Origin of the sequence: Paenarthrobacter sp. NPDC089322 (assembly GCF_040684895.1) — a bacterium.
In the GTDB taxonomy this organism is placed as follows: Bacteria; Actinomycetota; Actinomycetes; order Actinomycetales; family Micrococcaceae; genus Arthrobacter.
In genome coordinates, this window is sequence record NZ_JBFBGW010000022.1 from 24,619 (window position 1) to 46,541 (window position 21,923).

A 21,923-nucleotide genomic window follows, 5' to 3' on the forward strand; every position below is an offset into this window, starting at 1 on the left:
TCTAGGAACTGACCGGAACCCGGTTGAATCTACCGCCAGGTCATAGCAGCACGGCCAAATCGGCCGCCCCTTCACCCAACACAGCGCGAGTCAACGGTGACTCCACTCCTCCGAGGAGAAAACAAGTGAAACAAGAACTCCCCGTCCAACGCGAAGCCGTGGACGAACCAGAAGTCAACGAAACCCGATCGTCGATGTACCAGCTCAGGGGCCGGATGGGAACTACCGGGCTCCTCTTCACGGTGCTTGCCTTCACGGCTCCCCTCGGCGTCGTCTTCGGCTTTGTCTCCGTCAATATATCCTTCGGGATAGGAGTGCCGATCGCTTTCGTCGCTGTTGCCATCCTGATGGCTCTCTTTGCCATGGGGTTCACCGGAATGACCAAGGCCATACCGCGCCCCGGTGCGTTCTACACCTACATACGCGAGGGCCTGGGCCGTCCTTTCGGCCTGGGAGGGTCATTCCTCGCGCTGGTTACCTACGGATTCAATGTGACTTCCTGCATTGTTGTTTCAGGTATCGCCGTGAACAACCTGCTCGGTGCCTTCATGGATGGTGTGTCAACCCCGTGGTGGCTGTGGAGCATGCTGTTGTTTGGCATCGCCTGGGTGCTGAGTTACTTCAACGTGGAGCTCTCCGCCAAGGTCCTCTCCGTCATCCTGGCAGTCGAAGTCCTCTCGGTAGCGATTTTTGACGCTGTCGTTATCGCCAACGGGGGCCCGGAGGGGCCGTCCTTCGAACCGTGGAATCCGGCCAATCTCTTCACTCCAACCATCGGTGTCCTCCTGTTGTTCAGCATCGGAGTGTTCAATGGGTTTGAAGCCACGGCCATCTACAGGGACGAGGTGAAGAAACCGGCCATCACCATTCCCCGGGCCACCTTCCTCGCGGTTGCTTTCCTGGGCATTTTCTACGCTGTTTCAGCCTTTGCCCTCATCCTGTCAGCGGGAACATCGCAGGCAGTGGCGGTTGCCGGGGCCGACCCTACGGCCATGATGCCTGACGCACTGCTGCGCTACTTCGGAGCCTTCGCCAACCAGGTGATCGCCATCCTGCTGGTCACCAGTTTCTTTGCCTCAGGCCTGTCCCTCCAGAACATCCTTTCCCGCTACACCCACTCCCTTGCCGTTGATGGCATCTTTCCGAGGTCGATCGCGGCCGTCCATCCCAAGCATGGGTCTCCGCACCGCGCCGCAGTGGCAGTTGGTGCCGTTCTCCTGCTTGTCCTGCTGGTCTTGGTCCTCTCTGGCGGTGAAGAGAATGCCTTGTACGCAGCGGCGGCCGGCGTGGCGTTCTACGGGATGCTGCTTTTGCTCTGCCTGACTGCCATTGCGATCATTGTGTATTTCCGGCGGAACCAGTCGTCGATGTCGTTCTGGCGGACGCTGATCGCCCCGATCGTGGCTCTCGCAGGGATTGGGTTCGCTTTGTTGACAGCGTCCTTCAACATGGAGCTGCTGGTGGCCGGAGATCCCGTTCTGCTGACGGTCCTGCTCTTGATTCCGTACGTGTCGATAGCGGCCGGTATCTTCCTGGCGCTGGTCCTGCGGAGCCGGAAGCCGGATACCTATGTCAGGATTGGACGCGCCCTGGACTAGGACGCGCTGGACTAGAAGGCGCCCTGGACTAGAAGGCGCGATCGGACTGGAAAAGGCCGGTTCAAAGAAAGCGAAGCACAACGAGAAGGAGGCCGGATCATCGCGATCCGGCCTCCTTCTTTGTACTTGGTGCCTTAGGCCCCGTATGTCGTGTTCCCTGAGACTTCCGGAATCTCCACCCAGTCTCCGGAGCCGGCGCTCTTCAGCGAGGCATCCACCAGCTCGGAGGCCGACCAGCCATCAGCCGCTGAGGGGCCAAGCTGCTTGCCTTCGGCGACAGAGCGCAGGAACAGCGCGGCCTCGATGGTTTTGAGGTCGTTGAAGCCGATACCGGGGCCGGGACCCGGCTGGAAGCGTCCGAACTCGCCGTACGAGGGCGGGGTCATGATGGTGCGGTAGCCGCTGCGGTCCGTGGCAAGCTCCAGCTGGTTCATCCGTTCGAAGTTCCAGCGCAGGGATCCTTCCGTGCCGTAGACCTCGATGATGTATTCGGCGTGCGGACCGATGGCCACGCGGGTGGATTCGAACATGCCGATCGCGCCGCCTTCGAAGCGGGCCAGCATGGCGGTGTAGTCCTCGTTTTCGACCTCACGGGTGACGTCCGAGGCCTGGCCCATGTCGAATGAGTTGGATGAGTTGCCGGCGGGCAGTGGACGGTCCTTAATGAACGTCTCAGTGACGGCATTGAGAGAGGTGATCCGTCCCACCAGGAACTGGGCCAAGTCAAAGCCGTGGCTCAGGACGTCGCCCAGGACGCCGGAGCCGGCCCGTGCCTGCTCGTAACGCCACGTGAACACCTGCGTCGGGTCCGAGGCGTAACCGGTGAGGAGGCGGATCTGCACGTTGGTGATCCGGCCGAGGGCGCCGGAGCGGATGAGCCGCCGGGCTTCCGCGACGGCCGGTGCATGCCGGTAGTTGAACCCCACAGAGGTGATCAGCCCTGCGGCTTCGGCTCCCTGGGCGATCTCGCGTGACTCCCGGGCGCTCCGGCCCATGGGCTTCTCGATCCAGAAGTGCTTGCCCGCCTCGATCGTGGCCAGGGCGATTTCGTGGTGCAGGAAGTTGGGGGAGCAGATCGAGACGACGTCAACATCCGGGTTCTCCAGGACCTTGCGGTAGTCGGTGGCTGTTTCCTTGTATCCGAGCGCGTCCTCGGCGTGGTGACGGCCGGCGTCGTCGGGATCTGCGGCGATCACAAGCTCGGGGTGCCGCGGCAGTTCAGGGAAGAACTGCTTGGTGGCGAGGTAGGCCCGGGAGTGCAGGCGGCCCATCCACCCCACCGATATCAGGCCAACCCCAATGCGGTTTTGCTGTTCCAAGAGGACTCCTTAGTTCTTGCCGCCCTCAGGCGGTGCTGTGCCGCTGACGGTGGCGGCATCTGCTGATCAGCCTAGGAACGTAAAGAGTGTGGGCTGTGTCTCAATGTGAGACATCCAGTGAGGGCGCAAGGCTGTTTATCTAGAACGTACTAGCCCGGGAACGCCAACAAAGAGGAGCTCGTCGACGATGATGGACCGCAGCCACCACCTACGAACGGAACCTTTGCGGGTGCTCGTCACGGGTGCCACGTCCGGCGTCGGTGAAGCCACAGCGAAGCTTTTCGCCCAACGGGGCGCCAAGGTTGCGCTGCTGGGTCGCCGCCCTGCGGAGCTCCAGCGCGTTGCAGGGGAGATCGACGGCGGCGCGCACCAGGTGGTCACGGACGTCGCCGATGCCGAATCAGTCAGGAACGGTGTTCGCGGAGCGATCCACTCACTCGGCGGGCTCGACGTTGCCGTCAACGCCGCCGGGGTGGCGGGCTACGCGCCCCTCGAAGACCTGGACGAGCGCCGCTGGCGCGAGGTACTGGACACCAACCTCTCCGGCACCTTCTTCGTCGCCCGGGAAGCCGGCCTGCACATGCGCAGGTCCGGGGGAGGGGCAATCGTGAACGTTGCCTCTGACCTGGCGGCCATGGGTGTTGCCGGACTGGCCCATTATTGCGCAGCCAAGGCCGGAGTGGTGGGACTCACCCGGGCCCTGGCTTTGGAACTCGCCCCCGACGTCCGCGTCAACGCTGTGTGCCCCGGCCCGATTGACACGCCCATGTTGCGCTCGGGCCTTGAGTCGGAACCGGACCCCGTTCTGGCACTGCAGCAGAAGGAAAGCACCGTGCCTCTCCTCCGGCTCGCGGACCCGGAGGAAGTCGCCGCGGCCATCTACTTCCTGGCGGTCGAAGGCACCTTCGCCACCGGAACCAGCATGGCGTTCGACGGCGGCACGTCCGCCGCGTAGCCGCCTCACCCAAGACCTCATCCGACACGACGTCACAAGACAGACAAGCCAAGGAGCTTTGAAAGATATGCCTGAGTCGAACTACAACGATCTCCGCAGTGCCCGCTGGTTCGCGCCGCACGACCTCACCGGATTCGTGCACCGCACCGCCATCCAGGCCGAAGGCTTCTCGCGCTTCGCCATCAAGGACCGTCCGGTGATCGGCATTGCCAATTCCTGGTCCGAGCTGGTCAACTGCAACATCCACTTCAAGCTTCTTGCCGAGGCCGTGAAGCGCGGCGTCCTGATGGCCGGAGGCCTGCCGCTGGAGTTCCCCACCATCTCCCTGGGTGAGAGCCTGATGAAGCCCTCCGCCATGCAGTTCCGGAACCTGATGGCCATGGACGTCGAGGAATCCATCCGGGCTTACCCGCTGGACGCGATCGTGCTCCTCGGCGGCTGCGACAAGACGGTTCCCGCCCAGCTCATGGGCGCGGCCAGCGCCGACATCCCCACCATCATGTTGACGGGTGGCCCACAGGAGCCGGCCCACTTCCGTGGCAAGCAGCTGGGGGTCGGCACGGACACCTGGAAGTACGCCGACGAGCTCCGGGCAGGCAGGATCACCGAGGCCGACTTCGACGAACTCGAGTCGGCCGCCAAGCCCTCCGCCGGCCACTGCAGCGAGATGGGCACGGCCTCCACCATGACTTCCCTCGTGGAGGCATTGGGCATGTGCCTCCCCGGCAGCGCATCCATTCCGGCTGTCGATTCCCGCCGCGGGCAAGCAGCGGAAGCCACAGGACGCCGCGCCGTGGAAATGGCCCTGTCAGGTCCGAAGCCCAGCGAAATCCTCACTAAGGAAGCCTTCGACAACGCCATCACCCTGCTGATGGCTGTTGGTGGTTCGACGAACGCCGTGGTCCACCTGCTGGCCCTGGCCCGGAGGGTCGGCTACGAACTGCCGCTGGACCGCTTCCACGAGATTTCGGAGCGAACACCGCGGATCGCAAACGTCCGTCCTTCCGGCGAGTACCTCGTGAAGCAACTCTTCGAGGTGGGCGGTATTCCCACCGTTCTGAAGGCACTGGACCCGCTGCTGAACCGGGATGCCCTGACCGTCACGGGCGAATCCCTCGCAACGGGTTATGAATCGGCGCCCGAGCCGGACGGTGTCGTCGTGAGCACGCTCGAGGCTCCCTTTGACGCATCAGGAGGCATCGCCGTCGTCCGTGGTTCCCTGGCGCCGAACGGTGCAGTGATCAAGCGGAGCGCAGCTTCCAAGGACCTGCTGCAGCACAAGGGCTCGGCCATTGTCTTCGAGGACATCTACGACCTCGGCCGCAGGATCGACGATCCTGATCTGGACATCACCGAGGACTCTGTCCTGGTGCTCCGCAACAGCGGTCCCGTGGGTGCGCCTGGTATGCCGGAGTGGGGCATGCTGCCCATCCCGCAGAAGCTGCTGCGCAAGGGAATCCGCGACATTGTGCGGATCTCCGATGCCCGCATGAGCGGCACGGCATTTGGCACAACCGTGCTACATGTATCGCCCGAGGCCGCCGTCGGTGGTCCGCTGGCGATCGTCCGCGACGGCGACCCGATCGTGCTGGACGTCGAAAACCAGCGCCTTGACCTGGACCTCCCCGCGGAAGAAATCGAAGCCCGGCTCGCCGAGCTCAAGCTGCCCGAGCCGAAGTACCGCCGCGGCTACGGCCGGTTGTTCATCGACCACGTGAACCAGGCCCATGAAGGTTGTGACTTCGACTTCCTCAAGGGCTTGCCGGATGAAGAACCGCAACGGCTTCCCTACGGCCTGATGAGCGGCTGGCAAGGCGGCTGGTAAACAACCGCAACGACGAGCAAAAAAGGAGCACGCGTGTCACGACCAAAAGTAATAGTCATTGTCCAGGAGGGCCGCCCGGTTCCTCCCGTTGAGCGCCTGGAGGCAGAAGCCGAGGTGGTGGTGGTCCGGACGGCGGACGAGTTCAGGGCTGCGCTGCCGGGCACGGAGATTCTGTTCCTCAACGATTTCCGGACCAAGCTCCTGCGGGAAGTGGGACCGGGGGGACTGCGGTGGATCCACACATCCAGCATTGGCGTGGATAGCCTGATGACCGAGGAAGTCGTGAACAGCGACATCGTGGTCAGCAACTCGAGGGGCGTCTGTGAGCGGCCCATCGCGGAATGGGTCCTTGGGGTCCTGTTGATGTTCACCAAAGACCTGCGCCGCACCATCGAGCTGCAACAGGCGCGGATCTGGCAGCACCGCGAGACGGAGCCGCTGCTCGGGCGTAAGGTTCTGGTGGTGGGTCCGGGCCCGGTGGGCCGCGAAACGGTGCTGCTGCTGCGCGCGGCGGGCATGGACGTGACCGTCGTCGGGCGGACTGCCCGGGACGATGCGCAGTTGGGCGCCATCGCCTCCTTCGACGATCTGGATGCGCTGCTCGGCGAGGCGCAGGACGTCGTGCTGACGGTTCCGCTCACGGAGGAGACCCGCGGGCTGTTCAACGCGGCGCGGTTCGACAAAATGCGTCCGGGGTCGCGCCTGGTCAATGTCGGCCGCGGTGCTGTAGTGGTGGAGCAGGATCTCCTTGATGCCATTGACTCAGGGCACCTGGGTGCGGCGGCCTTGGACGTCTTTGAGCAGGAGCCGTTGGCGGCGGAAAATCCCCTGTGGAGCCGTCACAATATCCTGGTGTCGCCCCATGCTTCCGGCGACCTGGTCGGCTGGCGCGGCCGGGTGGTGGACTGCTTTGCACGGAACCTGCAGCAGTGGAAAACGGGTCAGCCCCTCAATGACGTGGTTGACCTGAAAAAGCTGGGCGGAACCGCTCCAAAAGACCTGTCTCAAGCTGGTACAGTGCTCCCACAATCCGCGTCGGTAGTGTGATTCAGCACCACAACTTTCGTGACGAGGATTACATGTCAAGCACTACAAGAGGTACGACGATAACGCCGACCCATACGCAGGAGCACAAGCTCAGCGGCAACATGGGAGTGGGTGAGCTCGTGATGAACGTGCTCGCGTTCTCCTCCCCGCTGACCACCGTTGCAGGCACGTTGCCTGTGATGCTCCTTTTCAGCGGCCACACGGCTCCAGGCATCTATCTCCTGGTGACTTTGATGCTGCTGATCTTCTCGGTGGGATTCGTCAAAATGAGCCGGAGCGTCGAGGCACCGGGTGGGTTCTACTCCTTCGTGACGGCCGGCCTCGGAAAGCCGGCAGGGCTGGGAGGCGCGCTCCTCGCCCTGGTGGGGTACGTGTTCATCGGGTTCTTTGCGCCGTCACTGTTCGCCCTCACGCTGCAAAGCTTCGTGGTGAACACCCTCGGTGGTCCGGAGATCCCGTGGTACTGGTACGGGCTGGGAATCATCGCGGTAACCACGATTCTGGCGTATAACCGGATCGATCTTTCCGCGAAGGTCCTGACGGTGGTCATGCTGCTCGAATCGGCCGTGGTCATTGTGTTTGACGTGGCGGCTTTCGCTTCCGGCGACGTATCCCAGGGAGTGGGATTCTCCATGCCATGGATCACTGACGCCGGACTCGGCCTGGCCCTGCTGTTCGCCGTTGGTAACTTCTTCGGTTTCGAAGCAACGGTCATCTACCGTGACGAGGTCAAGAACCCGGACCGGACCATCCCCAGGGCTACCTACCTGGCCGTCGTGGGTATCGGTCTCTTCTATGCCGTGGCGGCATGGGCGTACACGGCGTTCCTGGGAGCGGACAACGTCCAAGCCGCCGCAGAGGCCAACACGGTGAACCTGTTCAACGACGGCGCAACTGCATTGGTGGGCAAGATTTTCGCTGACATCGGCGTGGTGCTGCTGATCACCTCGATCCTGGCCTCGATGCTCTCCATCCAGAACATCGCCGCCCGGTACAGCTTCTCGCTTGCGGCCGACGGAGCACTTCCCAAGGCCTTGGGTCGCGTCCACCCCCGCCATAAGTCTCCATACTTGTCTGCGGTGGCGGTTGGTTTGATCTGGGCAGTGGCCACCGTGATCTTCACGGTGCTGGGGGTTGCCCCGGAAGCCCTCTACCCGATCGCCAGCGGCAGCGGCACCTTCTCTGTCCTGCTCCTGATGTTCATCACGAGCTTTGCCGTACTCGTCTACTTCGTGCGCCGCCGAAGCTTTGCTCCGGAATCGGTGTGGAAGACCATCCTCGCGCCAATTGTCAGCGTGATCTTCCTCGGCCTGATTACCTACCTGGCCATCGCAAATTACCCCGAGCTGATTGGCGGCTCGACCGTCATGACCGCAATTTTCATGACCTTCACTTTCGCCTTGTTCTTTGGCGGGATTCTTTATGCCTACTTCCTGCGCTCAAAGCGTCCGGATGTTTATGCCCGCCTGGGCCGGCAAAAAATCGATTAGCAACCACCCTTATTTCCATATCACCATCGGAGATCTGCAATGACGCAACAGATCAGAGTGGGCCTGTTCGGGACCGGGAGAATTGGTCAAGTTCATGCCATGAGTTTGGCAACCTTGGAAGAAGCGACACTCGCTTGGGTCTGCGACCCCTTTATTGAAGGTGCAAAGCAAACAGCTGCCGAGTTCGGCGGCCGTGTGAGCGACGACCCGCAGGAAGTGTTTGCTTCGGGGGAAGTCGATGCAGTCATTGTGGCTTCTCCAACCGCGACGCACGTGGACCTGATGGAGAAGTCGATCGACGCCGGTGTGCCGGTGTTGTGCGAAAAGCCCATCGACTTGGAAATTTCCCGCGTCGACGCTCTCAGAGCCAAGGCGGCAGCAAGCGACGTCCCTGTTGCCCTGGGCTTCAACAAGCGCTTCGACAGGCACTTTGTGGAGCTCAAACGCCGCGTGGCAGCGGACGAGATCGGCGCGTTGGAGCAATTGATCATCACCAGCCGGGACCCGGGGGAGCCCCCGGCAGCGTACCTGCCTCAATCGGGCGGGATATTCCGCGACATGACCATCCACGACCTGGACATGGCGCGGTACTTCATCCCGGACATCGTTGAGGTTTCCGCGCGGGGCGCCAATGTGTTCAGCGACAGCATCCGCACGGCAGGTGATTTCGATTCGACCGTGGTCACCCTGCGGGGATCCAAGGATGAACTCGTGACGATCCTGAACTCCCGGCATTCCGCGTATGGCTATGACCAACGCATCGAGGCTTTCGGATCCAGCGGCCTGCTCCAAGTGGCCAACAAGAACGACAGCCTGGTCCGGCACTGGGGTGCCAGGTCCGTGGAAGGCATAGGTCCCTACCAAAACTTCTTCCTTGAACGGTACGCGGAGGCGTACCGGCTGGAGGTAGCTGAATTCCTCCGGGCGGTCCGTGGCCTGCCTTCCCGGAGCCCGGGGTTCGAGGACGGTCGTGCTGCCCTCATCCTCGCGGATGCGGCGGAGAAATCGGCGCGGACGGGTGCCGCGATAAGGGTGGATCTGTCCGCGTAGCCCACTGACTGCCCGGCTTGGGCATGGATTCTTTCGCAACTATCCATGCCTGGGCCGGGCTTTGTCCTTTAAGGAATTGAATTGTTTCCCGTGGCAACAATTCAGGGCAGGGCGGTGTTCCAAACTGGCACACATGTCCCATCCTCCAATCCGTCAAAGTTCAAGTAAGTGAAACAGTGTGGCGAGGGTCACGCAGTAACGGGGCTTCCTTGGAATTTCCCGCGAACTGCAGAGTCAAACAATGTAGTTTGATTGGCCGCCGTCAAAGGTGTTTCACCGGTTCATTTGCATGGCCCTATCAAACGAGGATGAGATGACCGACGCACCACCTGCGACCCCTCCCTTGGTCGCCCTCAAGGACATACACAAGACATTCGGGGCGGTGTCCGCATTGCGCGGTGTCAGCATCGATGTCATGCCCGGCGAGACCTTCGCTCTTCTAGGAGACAACGCCGCCGGCAAGTCCACGCTCATGAAGGTACTGACGGGTGTTTACCAACCCGATCGGGGCTCGATCGAGCTGGATGGCAGGAAGACCGAGTTCCCCACGCCGTCAGCCTCCCGCGACCAGGGAGTCGAGATGGTCTACCAGGACTTTGCCTTGGCCGACAACCTGGATGTCCGGACCAACGTGTTCCTGGGACGGGAACCGCAGAAAAACATTCTTGGCCCCTTCCTGCGCATCATCGACCGAAAGAAGATGGAAGCCGAAACCAAGCGTGTGCTGGACCGGCTGGACATTCCCATCAACCCCCGGCTTAAGGTCAAGCGCCTGTCCGGTGGCCAGCGGCAGGCCGTCGCCATCGGACGCGCGCTGGCCTTCGATGCCCGCCTCATCATCATGGATGAGCCCACCGCCAACTTGTCGGTGGCAAAGGTGGACAAGCTCATCGAGGTGACACAGCGCCTCAAGGACCTTGGCATTGCCGTCATTATCATTACCCACCGGCTGGACGAGGCCTTTGCCGTGGCCGACAGGTTCGCCGTCATGCGCCAGGGGCAGGTAGTCGGACGCTTCCACGTGGGAGACGTCACCGAAGCCCAGGTTGCCCACCTCATTTCCCACGGCACCTTGGACGACTACGTCGAGACTGGTGACGGCATCCCCGAGGAGCGCCGCAAGATCGGCAGCACCTCGTCACTGCCTGTAGTGGACGCCATGGCGGCCCGTGGAACGACTACAAGCGGGAGCACATCATGACCCTCACCATGGAAAACCTGAAGACCAAGCTCGGCCCCGCCGACCTCAAGGACGGGTCCCTGTCCACCAAGGTCAAACGTTTTGTGGGGGACTACGGGATCTTGATCTTCTTTGCCCTCATCATCATCTTCCTCGCGGTGGCTGCCCCGAACTTCCTGACCATCAACAACCTGGTCAACGTAGTCCGGCAGTCCTCCATCATCGGCCTCATCGCGCTTGGAATGACTTTTGTCATGATCACGGCGGGCATCGATTTGTCGGTCGGCTCGATCGTCGGGCTGGCCGGCATGGTGTTCGCCATCATGGCTCCTGCGAGCGGCGGGGCTTTCTGGTTACCGCTGATCGCGGGACTCGCCGTGGGATTGCTGGTCGGTTTCCTCAGTGCAGCAATGGTGGTGTGGGGAGCAATATTGCCCTTCCTTGCGACCTTGGCCACCATGGCGATCGCCCGTACGGCGGCCTTGGTTGTGACCGACGGGCAGGTGGTTTCCGGACTCAGCGGACCGGCAGAATGGCTTGGATCCGGATTTGTGGGGCCCATCCCGGTTCCCGTGATCATCTTCCTGATTGCTGCCGTCATCTGTGAATTCGTCCTCAGCCGCACCAAGTTCGGCTCCCACGTTTACGCCGTGGGCGGCAATGAGGAGTCCGCCAAGAAGGTCGGCATCTCCACAGGCCGTGTCCTGTTCATGGTCTACCTGATCGGTGGCTTGACGGCAGCACTGGGTGGCTTGGTCCTGGCTGCCCGACTCGACGGGGCGGCACCAGTTGCAGGTACCGGTTATGAACTTCAGGTGATTGCCGCCGTCGTAATTGGTGGCACCAGCCTCTTCGGCGGCGTCGGCACCATACGGGGCACAGTGATCGGCGTGCTGCTGTTGGGCGTCGTGATGAACGGCATGAACCTGATGGGCGTCTCCTCGTACTTCCAGCAGGGCGTGCAGGGCGTGATCCTCGTCCTTGCCGTGCTGCTGAACCGCTGGAAGTCCGACTAACCAGCACAACCGGGCCCGCAACCCAGGGCCCATATCAACCAAGCAACACATCTTCCCAGCATCAAGAAACATCGAAAGGAACAACCATGGGAATGCGACAGAAGCTCGCTGCAGCGACGGCCATGCTGGCCGCAGGTGCCCTTACCCTCACCGGGTGCGCCGGCAGCAGCAACGCCAGCAGTTCCGAGGGGGCAGGCAAGACCTACAACATCGGCGTTGTGGTCCTGGACCTGCAGGACCCTGACCTGGCACACATGACGGACGCCATGAAGAAGGCCGCTGATGAAAAGGGCGTCAAGCTCAACATCACCGATTCCAAGAAGGACGTCGGCAGCGAACTCAACCAAGTGGAGGACCTGCTCACCCGCCAGGTGGACGCGGTCATCCTTCAGCCCTTGGACGGCGAAGGCAGCCAGAACGCAGCCAAGCGCGTTATCGAAGCCAACATTCCGCTCTTCATCCTGTCCACGGAGTTCGCAGAAGGCGCCGACGTTGCTTACAAGAGCTACATCGGCGTGGACGATACCGTGGCCGGGGAAATGCAGGCCGAATACCTGAACAAGACCATGCCGGAAGGCGGGGACATCGTCTTCGCGGCGGGCATCTACGGCGCCTCCTGGACCGATCGCCGTAAGAAGGGCTTCGACAGCAAGATCAACAAGAACTTCAAGGTTGTGGCTGAATTCCAGGCGAAGGGCAGCCGTGACGAGGCCAAGCGCAACATGGAAGACACCTTGCAGCGCTTCGGGGCGGGCGAGATCGACGCAGTGGTTGCCAACAATGACGAGATGGCCATTGGTGCAGCCTCTGCCATTACCGATGCCGGCCGCACGGCGGAGTTCAAGGCCGTTGTCGGTGTTGACGGTACCAACCCTGCACTGGACGGCATCAAGGCCGGAACCATGACCGCTACCGTCCGCCAGGACTCGGCCGGGCAGGGCGTCAAGGCAGTCGAAGTCGTCACCGACTTCCTCAAGGGAGGCAACGTGGAGAACCGCTACACACTGCCTTTCACCTTGATCACCAAGGACAACCTGTCCGAATTCCAGAAGTAGCCAGCCTGCTTCAACGTAACGGGCACGGTGGAACCATCCACCGTGCCCGTTCTGTTTTGGCACACTGCGGCACCCATCCCGGCTGCCTACACTTCCTTCGGATCACAACGAACGGAGAACGCGACCATGCCCCATGGTGACCATGAGAACACGAACCTGAGGCAGTTGCTGCTGGAGTTGCGCACGCAGGGCATCGAAGTGGACGACTCTCCGCGGAGGCTTTCGGAGTACTCCTACGACGCTTCCAACTACCGGGTCCGGCCTGCCGCCGTCGCCTTCCCGGCAAGCGTCGACGACGTCAGGAAAGTTGTGCGGGCGTGCTCGGCTATCGGCGTCCCCATCACGGCCCGCGGCGGCGGAACGTCGATGGCCGGAAACGCGATCGGCGACGGTTTGGTGATCGACCTGTCCCGTCGCATGAGGTCCATAGGAAACCTCGACGCCGGCCAGGATGCGGTTTGGGTCGAAGCGGGCGCAGTCCTCGGTGAACTGCGTTCCTACGTTGAGAAGGCCACCCAGGGGGAGCTGACGTTCGCGCCGGACCCCTCCTCCGTGACACGGGCCACCATTGGCGGTTCCATTGGCAACGACGCCTGCGGGAACCACTCAGTGGCGTACGGGCGGATGACCCACCATGTGAGGGAAGTGGAAATCGTCACCGTGGACGGGGCCTACCTGCACGCCGGCCGCGGCTTCCTGCGTGCAGTGGACGCCGGAGACCGGCACTCCGTTGCCCGGGCAAAGGAACTGCTGGAAGGCTTGCAGGAGCTGGCGCAGGCGAACCTGGCGCCTCTTCGCACGGAACTGCAGAACATTCCGCGGCAGGTTTCCGGATACCATTTGGGCCATCTTCTGCCCGAGAGCGGTTTGGATGTCGCAGGGGCCCTGGCAGGCAGCGAAGGGACCTGCGCGCTGATTGTGCGCGCCAAGGTAGGCCTCGTCCCCAAGCCGCGCACCACGGCGCTGTTGTGTCTCGGATACGTGGACACTATAGATTCTGCCCGCGATGTCATGACCATCCTCGCGGCCAAGCCAAGCGCCATCGAGGGACTGAATGCCTCGATCGTGGACATCATGCGCCATCGAAGGGGCGCCGCCAGCGTCGATTCGCTGCCTTCCGGCAAAGCTTTCCTCATGGTCGAATTTTCGGCTGACACCCTTGAGGAGGCGGGCACTGCTTGTGAGGGCCTGCTGGAGAAACTGAGGGCCGAAGGCCGGGTCGTGGACCACGCAATCGTCACAGAGCCGGCAGAGCGCGCCAAATTATGGCGGGTCCGCGAGGACGGTGCCGGGCTATCCTCCCGGAGGATCGACGGTGTCCAGACCTGGCCGGGCTGGGAGGATTCCGCGGTAGCACCTGAGAGGCTGGCGGATTACCTCGCGGAGCTCCTGCCTTTGGTACAGAAGTACGGCTACACCCCGTTCATGTACGGGCACTTCGGTGCGGGCTGTATCCACATGCGCCTGGATTACGATCTCCGCAGCGAGGAAGGGCTCAAGGCTTTCAGCGCTTTCACCCGCGAGGCGGCCAGGTTGGTAGTGGCCTACGGTGGCTCTCTTTCCGGTGAGCACGGTGACGGCCGTGCACGGAGCGAGCTGCTTGAGGTGATGTACTCCCACACGATGATGGCCATCTTCTCGGCCTACAAGAACCTCTGGGACCCGCAAGGAATCCTTAACCCCGGGATCATCGTGGACCCTGAGCCCTTCTCGGCATCGCTGGCACTTGAAGGTGTCCCCCAACCCGGCCCGGGCCACGGCGAGTTGCCCGCAGTCCCGGGTGCCGTCGTCGTGCCTTCCCCAGGGGACCGCGGCCTGCTGCCTGTGGCGAGTCCGTTCGTCGGTAATACGCACGCCTGCATCGGGGTGGGGCGCTGCCGGGCCACGTCCGGTGGTTTCATGTGTCCGAGCTACCGGGCAACCAAGGACGAGAAGGACTCAACGCGTGGCAGGGCGAGGGTCCTCCAGGAATTGACGCGGACCAAGGGAACCAGTCACAACGGCTGGTCCAACCCGGAAGTGCGGGAGGCCCTGGACCTCTGCTTGTCCTGCAAAGCCTGCTCCGCCGACTGCCCCACCGGTGTGGATATCGCCGAGGCCAAGTCGCAGCTGGTCGACGAGCATTACCGTGGCCGCCTCCGGCCATTCACGCATTATTCGATCGGCTGGCTGCCGCGTTGGCTTCCGCTGCTCACCCGGGTTGCCTCCGTCGCCAACGCGGGGACCGCGTTCCGCCCGTTCCGTCTGGTGGGTGAATGGCTGGGAATCAGTGCACGACGGCGGCTCCCGGACTTCGCGCAACAGGCCAGGATCCGGCGGAGTGTACGGGAGGCCGGCTTCGCCGACAACGGCGACGTCCTACTCTTCATCGACAGCTTTACGCGTGCCTTCCGGCCGGAGGTGGTGCCGGCTGCGGCCCGGGTCCTCCGCGACTCAGGCAACTCCGTAGGCTGCACACCGGACGCCTGCTGCGGCCTCACCTGGATCTCCACCGGGCAACGTGAAGGTGCCCGACGGCGGCTGGCCCGGTTGATCAGCAAGCTCGACGACGGTACAGGACGGGACATAGTGGTCCTCGAACCCAGCTGCGCGGCGACCATCCGCGACGAAGGTCCGAAGTTGGTGGGCGGGGCAGCCGCCACCCGGGTTGCGGCGAGGGTCCGGTCGTTCTCTGTGGCTGTCGACGAGGCGATCAAACGCGGGTGGAAGCCCACCGCGGCGCCGCCCGAATCCGCTGTGCTGCAAACACACTGCCACGAGCACGCTGTTTTTGGTTCGGGCGCCCAGAAACGCGTCCTGGAAGCCTGGGGCGTGCCACGAGTGGTGGAATCCTCGTCCTGCTGCGGCGTGGCAGGCAACTTCGGCTTTGAGGCGGAACACTTTGATCTGTCCATGAAGGTTGCCGAGCACTCCATGGTGCCTGCGCTCGCAGGCGGTGCCGATCTTGTCCTCACGGACGGGTTCAGTTGCGCAATGCAGGTCTCGCAGATCGATCCAGGCCGTTCAAGCAAACACTTGGCCCTCGCACTGGATCCCGGCGAGGCCGGGCGGGCCTGACGTGTCCGGTGTCCCAAACTGACACGGTTGGCATTGCTCCAAAAGACGGATTCTGGAAGTGACCAAATGGCACCACTAGTTTTCGGAGAGTTGATTCCGATGATGAACAGGAAGCTCGCACAGGGACGGCACGTCGAGTGGTTGCGCGCCTCGGCTCGTTGCAACGAGACGGACCTTGGCGAGCGGAGCGATCACCAGTTGAAGCGGTCCGGCAGGAACGTCCACCGCCTACTCAAGGACATGGCAGAAGGCCGCGACATCAGCGAAGCCACGCCCTGGCCGTACCCGGGTTCCTGAACCCGCCTCAAAGACCGCGAACCGCAGCGCTTGGACCTGGCACTGTTCCGTGCGTTGCGGTTCGCTTTTCCTTTTCCAGCGATGGAGGCTCGGACAGCATGGCAGTTCAGGAAACATCTGTTGGTCCGGTTGGTTTCGGCACACTTCCCGGGGCCACTTGTGACGACGCTCCTTTCACGCACACGCTCACCGTCACTTTTGGTGGACCCCATGGGCCGGATCTCCGGATGGCCTGCCTTCTGCTGAACACTCCCGAGCGCATCCTGGTCCGCAGGCTTTGCCGGAGCAAGCACACGGTGAAAACCTTCGCCGCTCCTGAAGCCTCCCCGTTAATAGATATTCCATGGACTGGCGAGTGGTTCATGATGGCCCAAGCGAGCAGGCAGATGAGGCCGGTGCCTTCCGGGTCTCTGACACTTTCAGCCGCTGGAGCCACTATCGCAAGCCGCGATTGCTATTCCGACGAGCTGCTAGTGGGTCAGGTCGCCGGCGGTATCGCGAGCTGCATGCCGGAAATCCAGAGGGGCGATTCCATCTGGCTCCGCCCGGAGTGAACCTTCAGCGCTTAACTCTACTAACGACCGTTAGTTAGTTATACTGGAGAGGAGACGTTACTCCCAGTTGAATTGGATGAGATGAGCCAGTTGCCCCGCGACCGGGCGAATACCGCCGTCAGGGAGTTCCTGGCGAGCCGCGATTGGTCCTCGCAAACACCCGCCAGGCGCCGCATTCTCGCAGCCTTTCTGCGCTTGGCAACCACGCAGGGCTACAACTCCGTGACCATGCGAACCCTGGGCCGCGAGTTGGGCATGAAGGCCCCAAGCCTCTATTCGAGCTTTCCGCAAGGCAGGGACGAAATTGTGGCGGAGTCTCTGCGCTGGTTCACTCACACCTTCGCTCGTGATCTCCTTAACTGCGCCGAAAGGGCTGATTCACCCCAGGAGTACTGGGCCGAGCTTGTTCGGTTCCACCTTGCCCAGCAACTGCAGCGGCCGGAGGCGGACCTATGGGATCTGCTTGTTGCCACTGACAGGGTTGCCCGCTTTCTGAACGACGACGTGAGGGCGGAAGTCGAGCTGTGGGTTGACCTCCATGCCGCGATGTACGCCGCAGCGGCCGAAGAGATGGGCTACTGCTTCCCAAGTCAAGGAGCACGCGTGGTTTTCACGCTGCTGGATGGTGCTGCGCGCTGGACCGACTGGAGCGGCAGCGAGGAGGAGCTTGATGGCCTGCTGGACAATGCCGTCAGGTTGACCCGCTCCGTCCTCGAAGTCTTTCAACCGGAAACTATTGCCTAACTAACGCTCGTTAGCCTACAGTCGTTCCTAGGTCCGCTGATGTACCTGCAGGAAGCCTCGACCTACTCAATTACCTGAAGTAATTCGATAGGGACATGAAATGAGCAAATACGCCGATACCGAATCTGAATCGGTACTCCCAATCAACCTTGAATCCCCAACAATTGAACTCCGTGGGCAACTCGGAGTGGGCAGCATTCTTTTCTCCGTCGTCGCCTGGGCTGCGCCTCTGCTTGTGGTGGTCGGCTTGATGCCGTCAATGATCGCATTCGGGGGCAGCGGAATCATTGCTGCTTTGGCAGTCGCCACCCTGATTTTGCTGTTGTTCTCCGTGGGGTACACGGCTGTCACGCGGTACGTTGAACGGCCAGGCGCCTTCTATGCGTACATCACCGCAGGACTGGGAAAGGACGCCGGCCTGGGTGGGGCATTCCTGGCCATGTCCGGATACTTGGTGCTCCTGCTTTCCACTTGGGCCGCCTTTGGCGTGTACGGCCGCCAGTTAGTGGTTGACACTTTCCACGGCCCGGACCTTCCTTGGTACGTCTACGGACTTCTCGGTGCGGTTCTGGCAGGAGTGGCGGCCTACCGCCGGATTGAATTCTCCGCCAAAACGCTTGGTGTTGCGCTGATCCTGGAAGTCGTCCTCGTCCTCGTTTTCAATCTGAGGGTCTTCTTTGACGGTGGCCCCGATGGTCCGCCGGTGAGTGCCCTCACCTGGGACGGAGCCAGCGCAGGCAACTTCGGACTCGTCCTGTTGTTCGCCATGCTGTGCTTCGGAGGCTTCGAGTCCTCGGCCATTTACCGGGAAGAAGCCAAGGATCCCAACAAGACCGTGCCCAGGGCAACGTATGTGGCAGTGCTCCTCATCGGAGTGTTCTACATCGTGGCCGCCTGGGCAATGCTGACAGCCTTGGGTTCAAAGGGCGTAGCCGAGGCACAGGCCGGCGGTGCCGTAGCGTCCATGTTCGGTGACCTTGCCGTCACCTATGTTGGAAGCGTCGTACCAGGAATCATCAATGTCCTCGTGATTTCATCTACGTTTGCCTGCTTGTTGGCCCAGCACAACGCGGTGGCACGGTACGCGTATTCCTTGGGTAAAGACGGCGTACTGCCTCGCAGCCTGGGGGTGGCGCATCGTCGGCACCATTCGCCATTCGTTGCTTCACTCATCGTCACCGCCATGGAGATCGCCGCAGTGCTTGCCATTGCTGTGGGAACCGCCTTTGAAGCTGTAGGTACTGACGCGTTCACGGTGTATATACGCCTCAACGGGCTCGGCGCCATCGTGGTCGTGGCACTCCTTGTCTTGGTTTCCGCCGCCGTGCTGGTCTATTTCAAGCACAACAAAGTACCTGGCCGCGGAGCGTGGAAGACCACCGTAGCGCCTGCATTGGCGCTGGGCGGCCTCGTGGTGGTGCTGATTCTGAGCTTCCTGAACGTTGACACCCTTATCGGCGCCGGCCCGGTGGCTTCGCTCTTGTTCACGCTGATGATTCCCGTTGTCTGCGTAGGTGGGTTTACCTACGCGCGATGGCTCAAGAAATCAAAACCTGCGGTCTACGAAAAGATCGGCCGCCAATAAAGCGCTTGTGCGGCACTACTCACAAACAACTCAAAGGAAAAAACATGACAGAACGTCTGGCCGGAAAAATCGCTGTCATCAGCGGTGGAGCCAGCGGTATGGGCGTCAGCCATACACGCCGGATGATCGAGGAGGGTGCACGGGTAATCTCCTTCGACCTCAAGGAAGGAGCCGGACCCCAACTTGTGGACGAGCATGGCGAAGACAAGCTGCTGTTCCTCCGAGGGGACGTGAGAAGCGCCGAGGACTGGGACAGGGTAGTCTCCGCGGGGCGCCAACACTTCGGAACCCCAAATGTGTTGGTCAACAACGCCGGGATCTCGCCGCTGCAAACCCTGGAGAAGGTGACTGAGGAAGACTACCGGCGCGTCATCGACATCAACCAGGTCGGCACCTTCCTGGGAATGCGGGCCTTGATTCCGTCCCTCAGGGAAGCCGGCGGATCCATCATCAACATCGCTTCCACTGCTGCCTTGGTGGCTTTCGCCGACCTTTTCCCCTACGTCGCATCAAAGTGGGCGGTCCGGGGAATGACGAAGGCCGCCGCGCTGGAACTGGCAGCGGATGGAATCAGGGTTAATGCTGTCTGTCCTGGCGACACTGATACGCCGATGATCCGGGCCATCGCGGATACGCCCTCGGGTGCGCTTCCGCCCGCTGACGAACTGCCCTTCAAAAGGTGGGCCCAACCGGAGGAGATCAGCGCCGCCGTCGTATTCCTCGCTTCCAACGAATCCTCCTACATGAGCGGAAGCGAACTCATCATTGATGGAGCATTCACCGCGCAGTGATCCCCGAAGTGCAGAAAGAGAACACCATGGATCGAGTCAAAGGCAAAGTTGCCATTGTGAGCGGCGCGGCCAGTGGCATGGGAGTGGAACATGTGCGGGCGCTGGTACGCGAAGGTGCGAAAGTGGTGGGTTTCGACCTTGTTGAAGGTCAGGGGCCGGTTCTCGCAGAGGAATTGGGATCCGCCAACTTCCGGTTCCTTGCCAACCGGAGCGTGGCCTCAGCCAACGATTGGGGAGAGGTTGTACAGCACTGCGAGGCTACGTTGGGACCGCCGACAGTCCTTGTCAATAACGCGGGCATTTTTCGATCGACAAGAGTCGAGAGTGCCACCGAGGAAATATACAGGTCTGTCATCGACGTGAACCAGGTTGGTCCTTTCTTGGGCATGCAAAGTGTCATCGCTGCGATGCGGTATGCCGGAGGGGGATCAATAGTGAATATCTGTTCCACCTCCGGCTTGGTGGCCTTCGAGGACAACTTTGCGTACGTGGCTTCCAAGTGGGCGCTCCGGGGAATGACGAAGGCAGCGGCACTCGAACTGGCATCGGACGGTATCCGGGTAAACGCGGTTTGTCCGGGGGAGACCGCAACGCCCATGGTGCTCAACAGCACTGATCCCGGCACAGCCTTGCCGCCGGAGAGCTTTCCTTTTGGCCGGTGGGCGCGGCCTGAAGAAATAGCCGCAGCAGTACTGTTTCTCGCGTCCGATGAGTCGTCGTACATGAGCGGCAGTGAAGTCGTTGTGGATGGGGCGTACACCGCGGGCTAGGTTCGCCAAACCTGCTGTCGCACACGGCCTGCGGGGTGGTGTCCCAACTCGGCACACCACCCCGCAGCAGCCCGCCGATACCGTGATTCAGGACTCAGGAATCAGTGACGAGGATTACATGAACAACACCACGATCAACGACGCACCAAAGACGGCGCGTCGAACGCAGGAAAACCGGCTCAGCGGAAACATGGGCGTGGGCGAGCTCGTCATGAATGTGCTCGCTTTTTCATCTCCCTTGGCAACAGTGGCCGGAACGCTTCCGGTGCTGCTCATGTTCAGTGGAAAGACGGCGCCGGCAATTTACATGCTGGTCACGCTGATGCTGCTGATCTTCTCGGTGGGCTTTGTGAAGATGAGCCGCAGCGTCCAGGGTGCCGGTGGCTTCTATTCCTTTGTCACAGCGGGCCTTGGCAAACCGGCTGGCCTTGGCGGCGCACTTCTGGCACTTTTTGGCTATATCTTCATCGGGTTTTTTGCACCGTCGTTCTTTGGCGTCACGCTTCAAGGGTTCGTGGTGAACACGCTGGGTGGACCTGATATCGCTTGGTATTGGTATGCACTCGGGATCACTGCCGTGACAACGGTCCTTGCCTACAACAGGATCGATCTCTCAGCCAAGGTCCTAACCATCGTGATGCTGCTCGAAGTGGCAGTCATCGTGGTCTTTGACGTGGTTTCCTTCAGCGCGAATGGTCTTGAGGCAGTGCAGGCTGCTGGCTTCGCCCTGCCCTCACTCACAGACGCCTCCCTCGGATTGGCACTCCTGTTCGCAGTTGGCAACTTCTTTGGCTTCGAGGCCACGGTCATCTATCGCGATGAGGTCAAGAACCCGGACAAGACCATCAGCCGTGCCACTTACGTTGCCGTTGTAGGAATCGGAATCTTCTACGCCGTGGCAGCCTGGGCCTACATCGCGTTCTTCGGCGCGAGCAATGCCCAAACGGCAGCCAAGGAGAACACCGTCAATCTCTTCAACGACTCGGTGACAGCCTTGACCGGCAAGATCTTCGCAGACGTTGCCATGGTCCTGCTGATCACGAGTGTCCTGGCATGCATGTTGTCCATTCAGAACATCTCCGCCCGCTACAGTTTCTCGCTGGCGCAGGACCGGGCACTGCCGGCCATCCTGGGGAAGGTCCACCCACGCCACAAGTCTCCCTACGTATCGGCCGTCGCCGTTGGTTTTGTGTGGGCTGCCGCCACAGTGGTCTTCACGGTGCTGGGGGTTGCTCCGGAGGCCCTTTATCCGATCGCCAGCGGCAGCGGCACCTTCGCTGTTCTGCTTCTGATGTTCATCACCAGTGGCGCCGTCCTCGTCTACTTCCTTAGGCGTCGCAGCACAGCGCCGGAGTCTGTTTGGAAGACGATTGTGGCACCCCTGATCAGCGTGGTTTTCCTTGGTGCGATCACGTGGCTGGCCATCACCAACTACCCCGAACTGATTGGCGGCTCGGCTGTCCTGACAGTAATCTTCATGACCTTCACGTTTGCCTTGTTTATCGGCGGGATCGTGTACGCCCTCTACCTGCGGACCAAGCGGCCGGACATCTACGTCCGGCTGGGACGCCAAATAACCGACTAGCCCGG

Annotated in this window: 17 protein-coding genes; 16 read left to right on the plus strand and 1 reads right to left on the minus strand. The window is 61.7% G+C overall.

Annotation, left to right across the window (positions count from 1 at the left end; all coding sequences use genetic code 11):
• Nucleotides 1-125 precede the first annotated feature (125 nt).
• Nucleotides 126-1,598 carry an APC family permease gene (locus tag AB0N65_RS17910; protein ID WP_364164671.1) on the plus strand — a complete coding sequence of 491 codons (1,473 nt, stop codon included), beginning with the start codon at nt 126-128 and terminating at the stop codon, nt 1,596-1,598.
• Between the two features lie 134 nt (nt 1,599-1,732).
• Here the strand turns inward: AB0N65_RS17910 and AB0N65_RS17915 are convergent, their stop codons facing one another.
• Nucleotides 1,733-2,917, minus strand: coding sequence for a Gfo/Idh/MocA family oxidoreductase (locus tag AB0N65_RS17915; protein WP_364164674.1), 1,185 nt, complete (start codon nt 2,915-2,917; stop codon nt 1,733-1,735).
• Between the two features lie 187 nt (nt 2,918-3,104).
• Here AB0N65_RS17915 and AB0N65_RS17920 point away from each other — a divergent pair, with 187 nt between their 5' ends.
• The 15 genes from AB0N65_RS17920 (at nt 3,105) to AB0N65_RS17990 (ending at nt 21,918) form a co-directional block, all read left to right on the plus strand.
• Complete coding sequence (locus AB0N65_RS17920; protein WP_364164677.1) at nt 3,105-3,872, plus strand: SDR family NAD(P)-dependent oxidoreductase; 768 nt, start codon at nt 3,105-3,107, stop codon at nt 3,870-3,872.
• 67 nt (nt 3,873-3,939) lie between these two features.
• Entirely contained in the window at nt 3,940-5,697 is a 1,758-nt protein-coding gene (locus AB0N65_RS17925) for an IlvD/Edd family dehydratase (protein WP_364164680.1), read from the plus strand.
• Nucleotides 5,698-5,730: 33 nt separating this feature from the next.
• Nucleotides 5,731-6,744: a D-2-hydroxyacid dehydrogenase gene (locus tag AB0N65_RS17930; protein ID WP_364164682.1), complete on the plus strand. Its 1,014-nt coding sequence runs from the start codon at nt 5,731-5,733 to the stop codon at nt 6,742-6,744.
• A gap of 32 nt (nt 6,745-6,776) precedes the next feature.
• The gene (locus AB0N65_RS17935) at nt 6,777-8,234 is read left to right on the plus strand and encodes an APC family permease (protein ID WP_364164685.1); all 1,458 of its coding nucleotides are present in this window, start codon (nt 6,777-6,779) and stop codon (nt 8,232-8,234) included.
• 39 nt (nt 8,235-8,273) lie between these two features.
• Nucleotides 8,274-9,284, plus strand: coding sequence for an inositol 2-dehydrogenase (iolG, locus tag AB0N65_RS17940; protein WP_364164688.1), 1,011 nt, complete (start codon nt 8,274-8,276; stop codon nt 9,282-9,284).
• 313 nt (nt 9,285-9,597) lie between these two features.
• Nucleotides 9,598-10,485 carry an ATP-binding cassette domain-containing protein gene (locus AB0N65_RS17945; RefSeq protein ID WP_364164691.1) on the plus strand — a complete coding sequence of 296 codons (888 nt, stop codon included), beginning with the start codon at nt 9,598-9,600 and terminating at the stop codon, nt 10,483-10,485.
• On the plus strand, nt 10,482-11,480 hold the full coding sequence (locus AB0N65_RS17950) for an ABC transporter permease (protein ID WP_364164694.1): 999 nt from the start codon (nt 10,482-10,484) through the stop codon (nt 11,478-11,480). Before AB0N65_RS17945 ends, AB0N65_RS17950 begins: the two co-directional genes overlap by 4 nt.
• A gap of 86 nt (nt 11,481-11,566) precedes the next feature.
• On the plus strand, nt 11,567-12,535 hold the full coding sequence (locus AB0N65_RS17955) for a sugar ABC transporter substrate-binding protein (RefSeq protein WP_364164697.1): 969 nt from the start codon (nt 11,567-11,569) through the stop codon (nt 12,533-12,535).
• Nucleotides 12,536-12,661: 126 nt separating this feature from the next.
• On the plus strand, nt 12,662-15,592 hold the full coding sequence (locus tag AB0N65_RS17960) for an FAD-linked oxidase C-terminal domain-containing protein (RefSeq protein ID WP_364164700.1): 2,931 nt from the start codon (nt 12,662-12,664) through the stop codon (nt 15,590-15,592).
• Nucleotides 15,593-15,658: 66 nt separating this feature from the next.
• A complete protein-coding gene (locus tag AB0N65_RS17965; protein WP_364164703.1) occupies nt 15,659-15,889 on the plus strand; it encodes a hypothetical protein in 231 nt (76 codons plus the stop codon).
• A gap of 635 nt (nt 15,890-16,524) precedes the next feature.
• Nucleotides 16,525-17,187, plus strand: a complete 663-nt coding sequence (locus tag AB0N65_RS17970; protein WP_364164706.1) for a TetR/AcrR family transcriptional regulator — start codon at nt 16,525-16,527, stop codon at nt 17,185-17,187.
• Between the two features lie 100 nt (nt 17,188-17,287).
• Entirely contained in the window at nt 17,288-18,772 is a 1,485-nt protein-coding gene (locus tag AB0N65_RS17975; protein ID WP_364164709.1) for an APC family permease, read from the plus strand.
• Nucleotides 18,773-18,816: 44 nt separating this feature from the next.
• Nucleotides 18,817-19,563, plus strand: a complete 747-nt coding sequence (locus AB0N65_RS17980) for an SDR family oxidoreductase (RefSeq protein WP_364164711.1) — start codon at nt 18,817-18,819, stop codon at nt 19,561-19,563.
• Nucleotides 19,564-19,589: 26 nt separating this feature from the next.
• The gene (locus AB0N65_RS17985; protein WP_364164714.1) at nt 19,590-20,333 is read left to right on the plus strand and encodes an SDR family oxidoreductase; all 744 of its coding nucleotides are present in this window, start codon (nt 19,590-19,592) and stop codon (nt 20,331-20,333) included.
• 118 nt (nt 20,334-20,451) lie between these two features.
• A complete protein-coding gene (locus AB0N65_RS17990) occupies nt 20,452-21,918 on the plus strand; it encodes an APC family permease (RefSeq protein WP_364164716.1) in 1,467 nt (488 codons plus the stop codon).
• The last annotated feature ends 5 nt before the right edge of the window (nt 21,919-21,923 follow it).